Raw genomic sequence first — 13,513 nt, forward strand, 5'->3', positions numbered from 1 at the left:
GCTTTGGACCAAGGCCGACTACGTAAAAACAAAAACAACAAAAATCTGAAATCCAGAAAACAATCAGGGATTGCTATGAAATACCTAAAACTGAAAGCGACTACGTTCCTAATCGCTGCCAGCCTGGCGTCGCCTTTGGCCGCCCAGGAAGCTGGCGGTCGTCTTGACATCGTTGTTCAGCCCGAACCGCCGGGACTGATGCTTGGCCTCATTCAGAACGGCCCGACCCAGCTGGTTGCGGGCGACATCTATGAAAGCCTTCTGCGCTATGACAGCGACCTGAACCCGATGCCGAGCCTGGCCAAAAGCTGGGAAATCTCCGAAGACGGTCTGACCTATACCTTCCAACTGACCGAAGGCGTCAAATGGCATGACGGCGAGCCGTTCACGGCAGACGACGTCGTGTTCTCGGCCGATGTTTTCCTGCGTGAAACCCATGCCCGTCTGCGTGCATCGCTGGCCTATGTCGAAAGCATCACCGCACCGGATCCGATGACGGTTGTTTTCAAACTCAAAGAGCCGTTTGGTCCGTTCATCAACGCCTTTGAAAACGGCACCATGCCGATCGTGCCCAAGCACATCTACGAAGGCACTGATTTCGCCAACAACCCGGCCAACGCCACCCCGATTGGTACCGGTCCGTTCAAGTTTGACGAATGGGTCAAGGGCAGCCACATCCACCTTGTTAAGAACGAGGACTACTATGTTGATGGCCTGCCCTATCTCGACGAAGTCTTCTATCGCGTGATTCCGGATGCTGCGGCCCGTGCAGTGGCGTTTGAAACCGGCGAAGTTGATGTTCTGCCGGGTGGTTCGGTTGAAAACTGGGATATTCCGCGTCTGGCCGAAATGGATGGCGTTTGCGTCACCGAAAAGGGCTGGGAATTCCTCGCACCGCTGTCGTGGATGTGGCTGAACAACCGCGAAGGTCCGACCGCAAACGAGAAGTTCCGTCAGGCTGTCATGTACGCCATGGATCGTGAATTCATGAAGGACGTGGTCTGGAACGGTTATGGCAAGGTCGCGACCGGCCCGATCGCATCAAGCACCAACTTCTATTCCGATGACGTGACCATTTATGATCACAACCCGGACAAGGCCAAGGAACTCCTGGCCGAGATGGGCTATGACGGCGAACCCGTAAGCATCCTGCCGCTGCCATACGGTGAAACCTGGCAGCGCTGGGCCGAAGCCGTGCGTCAGAACCTCAGCGAAGTGGGCATCAATGTCGAAATCGACAGCGCCGACGTTGCTGGCTGGAACGAAAAAACGTCCCAGTGGGACTATGACATGGCCTTCACCTATCTCTATCAGTACGGTGATCCGGCCCTTGGTGTATCGCGCAACTATACCGCCGACCGCATCAAGAAAGGCAGCCCGTGGAACAATGTCGAAGGCTATGAAAACCCGTCTCTCGATGAAAAATGGGCCGCGGCCGCAACCATGGTGACGCCTGCAGAGCGCGAAGCAGCTTATCTCGAAATCCAGAAGGAAATCGTCGATGACGTGCCCGTTGCCTGGATGCAGGAGCTAACCTTCCCGACCATCTACCGTTGCAACGTCAACGATCTGGTGACGACTGCCATCGGTATCAATGACGGTCCGCGTAACGCCTGGATTGAAAAATGAGTCTGCGGGCGGGCCAATCTTCGGCCCGCCCCTTTTTCTGATACCCCGCCGATCGCGGGGCTTTCAAATATGGGATTCCACGGGGCCATATGACCATTTTCGCTGTGATCGTATCGCGGCTCTCCAAGGCTATTCTGACCTTGTTGGCCATTGCGATTCTGAACTTTTTCCTCATCCATGCCGCACCCGGTGATCCGGCTGTTGTGCTTGCGGGTGAAGCCGGTGCCGCTGACGAACAAATGATCGAACAGCTGCGCGAACGCTTCGGGCTCGATCAGCCGATGTATGTCCAGCTTGGCAAATATGTCGCGGGCATCGTGCAACTTGATCTTGGCTATTCCTTCCGCCAGGGCGCGCCTGTCGTTGACCTGATTGCCGATCGACTGCCTGCCACCTTGTTGCTGACACTGACCGCCTTTGTCGTCTCGCTTGCCTTGGGCATTGCCTTTGGTGTCGCTGCGGCTGCGCGCGTGGGTAAGCCATCTGACACCGTCCTGACGACGATGGCGCTTTTATTCTATGCAACACCGCTTTACTGGCTGGCACTTATGGCCGTTCTGGTGTTCTCCGTATGGTTTGGGTGGTTGCCGGGCTTTGGCTATGAAACCGTGGGGGCCAATTACACCGGTCTGGAACGTGTTCTTGATATTGGGCGTCACCTGATTTTGCCGGCCCTGACTTTGGGTCTGTTCTTCACAGCGGTCTATATGCGTATGGCGCGTGCTTCCATGCTCGAAGTTTCGCAACTTGATTTCGTCAAAACTGCCAAGGCCAAGGGTCTGTCGGACGCGGTCATTCGCCGCCGCCACATCCTGCGCAATGCCATCCTCCCGGTGGTGACACTGGCGGGTCTGCAGGCCGGTCAGCTGGTCGGTGGCGCGGTTTTGACCGAAACCGTTTTTGCCTGGCCGGGTATTGGGCGTCTGATGTTCGAAAGCTTGGCCGCACGTGACTACAACACGATTTTGGGCGTGTTCCTTGTCTCGGCCGCCATGGTGATCCTGTTCAACATTGTGACCGACATTGTCTATCGCATTGTCGATCCCCGTATCGGAGCCCGTAGCTGACATGTGGAAACGTTTCAGAAGCAATATGGGCGCCATGATCGGCGTGGTCATGCTGATTGCCGTGATCGTCATCGCCCTGATCGCCCCCTTGCTCTTCCCCGATGGGCCTTGGCAAATGGTCCAGCGCCCGTTCCTTGCCCCCTTTGCCGTCGATGGTTTGCCGCTTGGCACTGATACGCTTGGCCGTAATGTCGCAGCCCAGCTGGCCTACGGGGCGCAGGTTTCTCTTCTGGTCGGGCTGGTCTCGACGCTGGTCGCCCTTCTGATCGGTGTGCCGCTAGGTGCGCTGGCGGGCTTCTATGGCGGATATGCCGATGAAGGTGCCATGCGCTTCACCGAGTTCTTCCAGACCATCCCGAACTTCGCGCTGGCGATTGTGCTCGTCGCGATCTTTGAGCCGACCCTGTTCTCCATCACGCTGGCAATTGCGATTGTCAGCTGGCCACCGGTCGCGCGTCTTGTGCGTGCCGAAGTCATGTCGGTCCGGACCCGCGAATTCGTTGATGCCGCGCGTCTCGCCGGTCTCTCCAAACCGCGCATCCTGATCCAGCAGGTTCTGCCAAATACGGTATCCCCGATTATTGTGATGGCATCGCTGATGGTGGCAACCGCGATCCTGCTGGAAAGCTCGCTTTCCTTCCTGGGTCTTGGTGATCCCAACGCCATGTCATGGGGTTACATGATCGGCGCGGCCCGGACGGTCATCCGTACCAGCTGGTGGCTCAGCTTCTTCCCGGGCATTGCCATCGTCATCACTGTTCTTGCACTCAACCTGATTGGTGAGGGGCTCAATGATGCCTTCAATCCGCATCTGTCGCGAAAGGGCAAAGCATGAGTGAGACTCTGACAGTTGAACGGCTGACCATTGGTCTGCCCGAAGGGGCCGACCGCCCCTTCGCGGTCGAAAATGTCAGCCTGACCATCAACAAGGGTGAAATCCTGTGCGTGGTTGGCGAGTCGGGCTCTGGCAAGTCGATGACGGCCAATGCCCTGATGGGGCTTTTGCCCCAGGGCGTCGACGTCAAATCCGGCCGCGCCATGTTCGAAGCCCGCGATGTCCTGCGTCTGCCTGAGGCCGACAAACAGGCCCTTCGCGGGGCGCAGATCGCCATGATCTTTCAGGAGCCAATGACGGCCCTGAACCCGCTGATGCGCATCGGCGATCAGATCTCTGAGGTCTTTGCAGCACATGGTCTGTATACCCAGTCCGAACGCCGCAAACGCGCACTCGAACTCGTGCGCGAAGTCGGCCTGCCGGACCCGGAAAAGATCATTCGCGCCTATCCGTTCCAGCTTTCCGGTGGTCAACGCCAACGTGCAATGATCGCCATGGCACTGGCTTTGGAGCCGAAACTCCTGATCGCTGATGAACCGACAACCGCCCTTGATGTCACGACACAGGCCCAGATCCTGAAGCTCATTCTTGATCTGCGTAAACGTCGCGGCATGGCGGTAATGTTCATCACCCATGATTTTGGTGTCGTCGCCGAAATCGCCGATCAGGTCATCGTCATGCGCGAAGGCAAGGTCGTCGAACGCGGTGACGCGGCGGCGGTCCTTGATAATCCGCAGCATGAATACACAAAACGCCTGCTTGATGCGATCCCGACCGGAAAATTTCCGGAAGCGCGTCAGCTAAGCGACACACCAGCGCTTGAAATCAAAAACCTTCGCAAAACCTTCCGGACCGGTGGCGGGCTGTTCAAGCCTGTCCGCGAAGTCCATGCGGTCGATGACGTGTCACTTACCGTGGCACGTGGCGAGGTACTTGGTCTGGTCGGGGAGTCCGGCTCTGGCAAATCCACCCTTGGTCGTACGGCAGTACGTCTGGTGACCCCCGATGGCGGCCATGTCATGGTCGGTGGCGTTGATCTTGCGGCATTGTCCGAGGAAGAACTCCGCCAGCAGCGCAACAAGGTCCAGATGGTCTTCCAGGATCCTTACGCCTCGCTCAATCCGCGTCAGCGGATCATGGGTGCGCTGACCGATGGCCCGATCAATCGCGGCGTGCCCAAGGAAAAGGCACAGGCCAAAGCCCGCGAATTGCTTGAGATCGTCGGGCTGGGCGCTGATGCCGCCATGCGCTATCCGCACGAATTTTCCGGCGGCCAGCGTCAGCGCATCGGCATTGCCCGTGCCTTGGCGATGGAACCGGAACTGATCATCGCCGATGAGGCCGTCTCGGCCTTGGACGTTTCCATTCAGGCGCAGGTCCTTGATCTGTTGCGCGACCTGCGTGAAAAGCTCTCGCTTTCCATCCTGTTCATCACCCATGACTTGCGTGTCGCAGCCCAGCTCTGTGACCGGATTGCAGTAATGCAAAAGGGTCGCTTGGTCGAGATCGGCCGGGTCGAGGACATCTTCCTTAACCCACAGCAGGAATATACCCGTCAGCTTCTTGCCGCTGTGCCGGGGGCTGATTGGGCCGAACCCGAAGAAGTCACGGCATGATTGGCGTTCTATCGTGCAGCAGGCTCGATTTGCGGGGCATTTATGGCCCGCATTTCGACGCCCTCGCCCCTGAGCTTGACCTCCGCCTGCCAGAAGAAATCGACCGGCCCGAAGATGTCAGCTTCATGGTCACCTTCATCCCGGCGGATGATGCCTTTGTTGCCTATCCGAACCTTAAGGCAGTCTATTCCATCGGGGCCGGGGTCGATGCGATCATGGCTTGCCCCTCGCGGCCACCAAACTTGCCGGTTCACCGGGTCGAAGACCCCGATCAGGCCCGCCAGATGGCAGGCTTCGCTGCCTTCCATGTGCTTTGGCATCATCGCAATATGGGCAATTACCTCGCCAATCAGAAAATCGCCCATTGGGAACGACACCTGACCGGCCTTTCGCCAACCGCACGCCGGATCGGAGTTGCCGGGTTCGGTCATATGGGCCGGGCGGTGGCCAAGGCACTAATCGCACTCGGCTATCCGGTGGCAAGCTATTCTCGCTCCCATCCGCAGCCAGCGGAAAATGGTGTCATCCATTACACGGCGGGCATGTTTGATGATTTCCTCGCCCAAAGTGACATCCTGATCAATGTCCTGCCTCTGACCGAACAGACCAAGGGGATCTTTGGCAGTGAAACATTGGCAAAGCTGCCCAAGGGGGCTGCCCTGATCCATCTTGGTCGCGGTGGGCAGGTTGATGAGGCGGCCCTGATCGATGCCCTTGATCGCGGGCATTTGTCGGGCGCGTCGCTCGATGTGTTTGATCCCGAACCCTTGCCGCCCGAACATCCGGTCTGGACCCACCCCAAGGTTTTCGTCACCCCGCATGTTGCCAGCATCTGCGAACCGCAAACCACGGTCCTTTCCATTCGTCGCACCCAACTCCAAATCGTGCCCCTCTCGGCTTAACCAGCAAAGGTACGCCCCACATGACCAGCATTGATCCGAACTCCCTTTCCGCCCGTGAATTGGCCCGTCGCATCAAATCGGGCGAGCTCAGCGCGACCTCGGTCATTCGCGCGACGCTTGATCGTGTGGCGCGCATCAATCCGGGCATCAATGCCATCGTGCAGGATTGTGCGGCTGATGCGATGAAAGATGCCGAACATCTCGATGCCCGCATTGCCGCAGGCGATCCGGTGGGGCCGCTGGCCGGCGTGCCGGTGACGATCAAGGTGATCTCCGATCAGGCGGGCTATGCCACCACCAATGGCACGATGCTGGCCGCCGATCTGATAGCCACCCAGGACAGCCCGTTTTTGCGCAACCTCCGCTCCAAGGACGCAATTGTCATCGGACGCACCAACACACCGGCCTTTTCGTACCGCTGGTTTACCTCGAACAAAATGCACGGCACGACCCTTAATCCCCATAACCCGTCCCTGACGCCTGGCGGCTCATCGGGCGGGGCGGGGGCTGCGACCTCGGCCGGGTTGGGTCATATCGGCCATGGCACCGATATCGCCGGATCGGTGCGGTATCCGGCCTATGCCTGTGGCATTCAGGGGCTGCGTCCGACCCATGGCCGCATTCCGATGTTCAACCAGACCGGCGGCGACCGCCCGATTGGCGCGCAATTGATGGCGGTCTCCGGTCCGCTTGCGCGGCGCGTTGATGATCTCCGTCTTGGCCTTGAAGGCATGGCGGGCTATGCGCCGGAAGACGCGTGGAGTGTTCCAATGCCACTCCGCGGTCCGGACTTTGCCAAGCGCGTCGCACTCGTCACCCATCCGGGCGGCATCAATACCGATCCGCGCATCGTGGCTGATCTTGAACGTGCCGCCGAAATCTTCCGCGCGGCGGGCTGGATCGTCGATACCCCGGACATCCCGGAAATCCGCGAAGCCGTGCAGTTGCAAATCGACCTCTGGCTGTCGGACGATCACGCGACAAAACTGGCCGCCGCGCGTGAAGAAGACGATCCGGGCGCGATTGCGTTGCTTGAACATTATGCCGACCGTGCAGCTAACATTGATACAGCCGCTTTCAGCCAACTCTTCCTCCGCCGCTCGGCCCTCATTCGCGCTTGGCGGGCGTTTTTGGAAAACTATCCGGTGGTGCTGATGCCGGTCTCGGCCGAACTGCCCTTCCGCAAGGACGAAGACCTCGAAGGCTCTGAAACCCTGACCCGTCTTTGGGAATCCCAACTCCCGCAAATCGCCATCCCGCTTTTGGGCCTGCCGGCGATCTCGATCTGCTCGGGCGTTGAAAACACCATCCCGTCCGGCGTCCAACTCGTCAGCGCCCCCTGGCGCGAAGACATCTGCCTGACTGCCGGCGAAGTCCTCGAACAAGGCTTCGGCCTGCCGCAAGTTACACTCTGATACGAAAAAAGGGCCCGGAAAAGCGGGCCCTTTCTTTGAGCGTCTATGGGGTGACTTCTATCCCACGACGTTGAAATCTGGCCCATAGGGATAGCCGGTGATGTTTTCATTGCCGTCTTCGGTGATCACTAGAATATCGTGCTCACGATATCCGCCCGCACCCGGGTTGCCTTCGGCAATCGTCAGCATCGGCTCCATGCTGATCACCATGCCCGGCTCCAGCACCGTGTCGATATCTTCACGCAGCTCAAGACCTGCCTCGCGCCCATAATAGTGCGACAGAACGCCAAAGCTGTGGCCATAACCAAAGGTGCGATATTGCAACAGATCACGCTCGGCAAAGAAGGCGTTGATCTTTTGCGTGACCTCCGCACAGGACGCACCGGGCTTGAGCAGGCTCATGCCATATTCATGGGCCGCAACGTTGGCTTCCCAGATTTTCAGGCTGGCGTCATCGACTTCGCCGACGAAAAGGGTGCGTTCAAGGGCTGTGTAGTAACCCGAAATCATCGGGAAGGTATTAAGCGACAAGATATCACCACGCTCAAGCTTCCGTGCGGTCACCGGGTTATGCGCCCCGTCGGTATTGATGCCCGACTGGAACCAGACCCAGGTATCGCGATATTCCGCGTTCGGGAAGCGCTTGGCGATTTCAAGTTCCATCGCATCGCGCCCGGCCATGGCGACGTCAATTTCGCGCACCCCTTCCTTGATCGCGTCCCTGATGGCGTAGCCGCCGACATCGGCAACCTGCGCGCCATGACGAATCAGTGCGATTTCGGCGGGCGACTTGTGCATGCGCTGGCGCATGGTCGCCGGTGCAATATCCTTGCTGCTGGCGGGTTTCAGGAAATCATCCAAAAGTGCCTTTTGCGCGAGGGAAATATGATCGCCTTCAAAGCCGATCACCTTGCCCGGTCCGGTCACCGACAGGATGGCGCGCCAGTAATTGTTTCGCGCCCAGTCGGTATAGGTGATGTTATCGCCATGGCAGCGCCGCCACGGCTGAGCGGCATCAATACCGGCACTGATCGTGACACTTTCCGATGCGGTCACGACAAGCGCATAGGGCCGGCCAAAGGCGCAATAAAGGAAGCCCGAGTAATAGGCGATGTTGTGCATCGATGTGAAAACACAGGCCTCAACGCCGGTGTCATTCATGATCTTGCGCAGACCCGCAAGACGTGCGTCATATTCGGCTGCCTCGAACGGCAGCACGCGGTCACCTTGGTGGAAACGGTAAAATTCCGGGCGATCCATAAGCGCGTTCCTTCTTTTACGCGCTGCGTATCACAAGGGACGAAGACCTCCCCTTGTGCAAACAGCGACAAAGCAAGATCCCGGCGTTCAGGATATGTGTGGTGATGGTTGGGCGCGTGCTTCAATCTTTGCCACGCTGGCGACGCCATCGCCTGCCCACAGGGCTCAAACTCATTCACATAATCGTTCCGGTCGCCCGGATTTGTGCGGATATGCGGAGCAAAATCACAGGAAGATCTATATCTTTCAAGATTTTGCGACAAAATAGCCCGTGCAAATCCGGGCGATCCGAAGGACAACTGATATGAGAGAAAGCCTCTGCGTCAAATCCCTTGACCGGGGACGACCCCGCTCTGCGGGCTTTTCCTAGCTTTTTCTCTCATATCAGCTGCCGGAGCGGTCATGTGAATGAGTTTGAGCCCTGACAACTATTGGCGTTCGCTGATCAAATTGGCAAGCAAAATTTGCGCAGCCATATCATACATCACAGCACCATCCCTTTTGCTTCGTTATGGTCGCGATAACCTGACAAGGGTAAACAAGCGACAGGCCTTAAATCACCATACGTTTGTATGGTTAAAAGGACTTTCTTAACAGCTTGGCGCTTTACTGTCAGAGAACACGACAAACACGGTTAAAAGACGGACACGCGGCGTGGCAGAAGAAAACGAAGACGGCGAAAACAGCTCAGGCGGCAGAACAGCCGCCCAGATGGCAATGAAGCGCATCGCCGAAAAGGAACTGCGTGAAGCCCGCAAATGGCAGCGCCGCAAGCGCATGGCGATTTACGGGCTGAGCTTCGCGGTCGTCTTCTTTACCATTTTTGGCATCATCTTTTCGATCAAGTCCAACCTTGATCTCAGCCGCAATATGGTCCGAAGCCCCGAAGTCCGCATTCTGGGTTATGACGGCGCCCTGCTTGAAACCATCAAGGGCCATTATAGCCAGGACGTCTCGCTGACCACCTTGCCCGAACGGGTGCAGAACGTCTTTGTCGCTGCCGCCGATCCGGAATTCTATGATCATTTCGGCGTTTCTGGCGCTGATTTCGCGCGCATTTTCAGCACGGGTGACGAACCCGGATCGACCATCACGATGAAGGTCGCGCACAGCTTCTTTAAGCGCAAGGATAGCGGCCCCGGCCGCCACATGCAGGAATTCCTCGTTGCCCTGTGGCTCGATTGGAGCTTTAGCAAAAAAACCATCCTGCGAAGCTACCTTGAACGCAGCTATGTCGGGCGCGGCATCTTTGGCATTTCGGCGGCCTCCCGGCTTTGGTATGGCGGCCCGGCCGAACGCATGAGCCTGCATCAGGCCGCCGTTCTGGCCGCGGCCATCAGCGACCCGGAAACCTTCAATCCGCTGTTTTACCCGCGCGAAACTGCCGAAGAAGCCAACAGAATTCTTGCCCTGATGGGTCAGCACAAGTTCCTTGAGGCCGACCGCGTTTCCGCTCTGACCTTGCTCGAACCCAAACTTGACGTCCAGTACGAGGAAAACGTCCTGTCGGGCTATGTCGTTGACATGGTGCTCGAAGAAGTCGCCGACATTGTCGGCTATAGCAGCCGCGATATTGATGTGCTCACCAGCATCGACTGGACGATCCAGAACCTGGCGCAGGAAATCGTGCCCGAAGTCGCCAAACTCCGCATGGAGCCGCGCGGGGCCGAGCAAACCGGCCTTCTGTCGATCAGCCCTGAGGGCCGCATTCGCGCCCTTATTGGCGGCTCAAGCTATTCACCGTTTCAGCGCAACCGCGTGACCGAAGTCCGCCGTTCCGCCGGGCGGATGATCAAGATCGCGACCTATTACTATGCGCTTAATCAAAACAGCGACCCGTCACAATGGGTGCGTGATAACCGCATGGCGGTGGGCGGCTGGCGTCCGATCAACCCCGATCATGAATATCAGGGCATGATTTCCCTGCGCGAAGCCTTCGTGCGTGATGTCAACACGGTGCCGACCAATCTGGCTGATCATTACGGGCTTCTCGATGTCCGGCAATATGCCCACAATATCGGCATCAAAAGCCCGCTTTCGACCGATATCCGAACCGTCGTCGGGCTTGATCCGGTCACCATCGCCGATATTACCGCGATCCATGCCCTGCCGCAAAATTCCGGCAAACCGGCCCAGATGACCCTGATCAACAAGGTCTCCTTTACCGGCGACACTTCGACCGAGCCACTTTATCAGCGCGTCGATCCCATTCAGGAAAAACGCCTGACTGACGAGGCCATTCAGGGATCTTATGTTCTGTTTGCCAGTGTCACCGACCCGCAGGTGCGTCTCGACCGGCCCTTTGCCGGTTATGGCACCATTGCCGGCGGGCGTACCGATGCGTGGTATACCGGCTTCTCGTCTGATCTGATCACGACCGTCTGGTCGGGCAATGACGATTACTCGCGAATGGACGTGCGCGGTGAGGTAGAACTTGCGTCTTTGTGGCGGTTATTTATGCTGGAAGCGCATGATGGTCTTCCCATCCGTTCCATGGTCCGTGCATCGTCTGAACGCCGCCGCGAAGGCGATGGCGTCAAGGACCTGTGGAAGCTTGGGCTGCGCGAAAATGCAAACTGATAATAACGGATAAAACCGTCGCAAAACGGGGAGACGGGGGACTCCCTCCTCGGTTGGGACATAAAAGTTTAAATACGCCGGAAAAAGCGGCGCGAACGCCTGTCGGACGCACATTGGGGGTGCGGACTCGATGACGGGCAGGTTGGCGTGCGCTAAGACCGGACCAGACCGATAGGTGCGTTTGTGGCGCAAAGAGAATTCAAAAGACAAAAAAGTGTCCGTAAGGGATCAAAAGGCTCCAAAAAGCCCAAAAAGCGCGTCAGCAGCTCGGGCAAGAAGGGCGGCAGTCTTTTTGCCCGCCTGGGGGATATGATCCCGGGGCCGGAAGCCATCGCCAAATTCATCGTGCTCAGCACCATCTGGGTCACCGTCATGGGCGGCGGTGTCATCGCCTATTATGGCTATGGACTGCCTGACAAGGTCAGCTTCAACGTCGCAAGTGAACGCAAACCCTCCATCCGTGTCATCAGCATCGATGGCCAGAACCTGGCGGCCTATGGTGATCGCTATGGCAATCCGGTCGAGGTCAGAGCACTTCCCGAATATGTCGGGCAGGCCTTTGTCTCGATCGAGGACCGCCGTTTCTATGATCACTTCGGGATCGACATTCTCGGCATCATGCGCGCGGCCTGGGCCAACCTGACCGCTGGCCGCATTGCCGAGGGCGGCAGCACCATCACCCAGCAGCTGGCCAAGAACCTGTTCCTGTCACCCGAACGTTCCTTTGGCCGCAAGATCGAAGAGGTGCTTCTGGCCTTCTGGCTGGAATTCAAATTCGATAAGCAGCAAATCCTGTCGCTTTATCTCAACCGCATCTATTTCGGCTCGGGCGTCTATGGCATCGATGCCGCCGCGCGCCATTATTTCGGCACCGACCCGCGGCGTTTGAACCTGTATGAAGCCGCCGTACTGGCCGGCCTGCCCAAGGCACCAAGTCGCTACAACCCGATGGTCGATCCCAAGATTTCGGCCGAGCGCGCCAATATCGTGCTGGAAGCCATGGCATCAACCGGCGCGCTGACCAAGGCACGCGCCGAACGCGCCAAACAGACCCGTGTCCGCACCGCCCGCTCCGCCCAGTCGGGGCCGGGTGTGCGTTACTTCGCTGATTGGGTGCTCGATCGCGTGCGCGATTATGTCGGCTATGTCGATCAGGATCTTTTGGTCCACACCACCCTTGATTCCCGCCTTCAGGCCATCGCCGAAGAAAACCTGCTGCGCGCACTCGCCAGTAACGGGGCCAAGGAACACCATGTCGGGCAGGCGGCGCTTCTGGCCATGACGCCCGATGGCGCGGTGCGCGCCATGGTTGGCGGTCGTGACTATTATGAAAGCCAGTATAACCGCGTGACACAGGCCCGCCGTCAGCCGGGCTCGGTCTTCAAGCTGTTTGTCTATCTCGCCGGGCTTGAAAACGGCTTTAGCTCAAACGACTGGATGCGTGACGGACCGATCGTCATTGATGGCTGGGAGCCACGCAACTTTGACCGCAAGCACCACGGCACCATGTCGATCCGCGATGCGGTGGCAACCTCGAACAACTCGATCGCGGTTCAGCTCTCGCTTGAAGTCGGCCTTGATAAGGTCATCAAAAAGGCCCGCGACATGGGTGTGTCGTCCGAACTCAAACCCGAACCAAGCCTGGCACTCGGCACCAGCGAAGTCTCGATGCTGGAACTCACCGGTGCCTATGCGATTGTTGCCAATGGTGGCTTTGCCGTCTTCCCGCACGCCGTCAGCAAGATCACCGGCAAGGGCGGCGAAGTGCTTTATGAACGCTCTGACGACTTCCCGGTCCGCTTGATGAACCCGCTCCATGCCGGTGAAATGAACAACATGCTGGCCGCCGTTGTCTCCAAGGGCACAGGCCGCAACGCCATCATCGACCGCCCGTCGGCGGGTAAAACCGGCACCACGTCTGATTACCGCGATGCCTGGTTCATCGGATACAGCTCAGATCTCGTCGCGGGCATCTGGATGGGCAATGACGATGGCAGCCCGATGGATGAACAGGTCACCGGTGGTGGCCTTCCGGCCGCCCTCTGGCGTGACTTCATGCTGCACGCCCACCAGAACATCCCGGTCCGATCCCTTGGCAAGGCCGCACTCGCGCGCTCCAAAAAGATCGGCGAAGACGACAGCTGGCGCGACTTCACCGCCGGCTACAGTTCGGGCAATACCAAGCAGTAAGGCACTTCAAGTGTCTTTG

9 protein-coding genes are annotated in these 13,513 nt (G+C 58.2%); 8 read left to right on the forward strand and 1 reads right to left on the reverse strand.

Annotation, left to right across the window (positions count from 1 at the left end; all coding sequences use genetic code 11):
- Window positions 1–75: 75 nt before the first annotated feature.
- The 6 genes from UF64_RS18790 to UF64_RS18815 all read left to right on the forward strand — a co-directional run bounded on the left by UF64_RS18790 (window position 76) and on the right by UF64_RS18815 (window position 7,464).
- Window positions 76–1,629, forward strand: a complete 1,554-nt coding sequence (locus tag UF64_RS18790) for an ABC transporter substrate-binding protein (protein ID WP_044830136.1) — start codon at window positions 76–78, stop codon at window positions 1,627–1,629.
- 89 nt (window positions 1,630–1,718) lie between these two features.
- Window positions 1,719–2,696: an ABC transporter permease gene (locus UF64_RS18795; protein ID WP_044830137.1), complete on the forward strand. Its 978-nt coding sequence runs from the start codon at window positions 1,719–1,721 to the stop codon at window positions 2,694–2,696.
- Window position 2,697: 1 nt separating this feature from the next.
- Entirely contained in the window at window positions 2,698–3,531 is an 834-nt protein-coding gene (locus tag UF64_RS18800; protein ID WP_082049900.1) for an ABC transporter permease, read from the forward strand.
- Complete coding sequence (locus UF64_RS18805; RefSeq protein WP_044830138.1) at window positions 3,528–5,147, forward strand: ABC transporter ATP-binding protein; 1,620 nt, start codon at window positions 3,528–3,530, stop codon at window positions 5,145–5,147. The genes UF64_RS18800 and UF64_RS18805 overlap by 4 nt, the downstream gene beginning before the upstream one ends.
- Entirely contained in the window at window positions 5,144–6,049 is a 906-nt protein-coding gene (locus UF64_RS18810) for a glyoxylate/hydroxypyruvate reductase A (protein WP_044830139.1), read from the forward strand. The genes UF64_RS18805 and UF64_RS18810 overlap by 4 nt, the downstream gene beginning before the upstream one ends.
- Window positions 6,050–6,069: 20 nt before the next feature.
- Window positions 6,070–7,464: an amidase family protein gene (locus UF64_RS18815; RefSeq protein ID WP_044830140.1), complete on the forward strand. Its 1,395-nt coding sequence runs from the start codon at window positions 6,070–6,072 to the stop codon at window positions 7,462–7,464.
- Between the two features lie 57 nt (window positions 7,465–7,521).
- On the opposite strand, the gene UF64_RS18820 is transcribed toward UF64_RS18815, so the two are convergent.
- Window positions 7,522–8,724, reverse strand: coding sequence for a M24 family metallopeptidase (locus UF64_RS18820; protein ID WP_044830141.1), 1,203 nt, complete (start codon window positions 8,722–8,724; stop codon window positions 7,522–7,524).
- 654 nt (window positions 8,725–9,378) lie between these two features.
- Between UF64_RS18820 and UF64_RS18825 the strand changes: the two genes are divergently transcribed.
- Together UF64_RS18825 and UF64_RS18830 are read left to right on the forward strand one after the other, a co-directional pair.
- Window positions 9,379–11,304 carry a transglycosylase domain-containing protein gene (locus UF64_RS18825; protein WP_044830142.1) on the forward strand — a complete coding sequence of 642 codons (1,926 nt, stop codon included), beginning with the start codon at window positions 9,379–9,381 and terminating at the stop codon, window positions 11,302–11,304.
- A 183-nt stretch (window positions 11,305–11,487) separates the two neighbouring features.
- Window positions 11,488–13,494 (forward strand): transglycosylase domain-containing protein, encoded by a 2,007-nt coding sequence (locus UF64_RS18830; protein WP_044830143.1) that lies wholly within the window; start codon window positions 11,488–11,490, stop codon window positions 13,492–13,494.
- Window positions 13,495–13,513: the final 19 nt, after the last annotated feature.

The sequence above is a fragment of the Thalassospira sp. HJ genome, from assembly GCF_000948415.1.
Taxonomy (GTDB): domain Bacteria; phylum Pseudomonadota; class Alphaproteobacteria; order Rhodospirillales; family Thalassospiraceae; genus Thalassospira.

Bases quoted from the DNA above. Each gene is read 5' to 3' on its own strand.
- UF64_RS18800 (WP_082049900.1), top strand. From the start codon at position 2,698: ATGTGGAAACGTTTCAGAAGCAATATGGGCGCCATGATCGGCGTGGTC.
- UF64_RS18805 (WP_044830138.1), top strand. From the start codon at position 3,528: ATGAGTGAGACTCTGACAGTTGAACGGCTGACCATTGGTCTGCCCGAA.
- UF64_RS18790 (WP_044830136.1), top strand. From the start codon at position 76: ATGAAATACCTAAAACTGAAAGCGACTACGTTCCTAATCGCTGCCAGC.
- UF64_RS18820 (WP_044830141.1), bottom strand. From the start codon at position 8,724: ATGGATCGCCCGGAATTTTACCGTTTCCACCAAGGTGACCGCGTGCTG.
- UF64_RS18810 (WP_044830139.1), top strand. From the start codon at position 5,144: ATGATTGGCGTTCTATCGTGCAGCAGGCTCGATTTGCGGGGCATTTAT.
- UF64_RS18815 (WP_044830140.1), top strand. From the start codon at position 6,070: ATGACCAGCATTGATCCGAACTCCCTTTCCGCCCGTGAATTGGCCCGT.
- UF64_RS18795 (WP_044830137.1), top strand. From the start codon at position 1,719: ATGACCATTTTCGCTGTGATCGTATCGCGGCTCTCCAAGGCTATTCTG.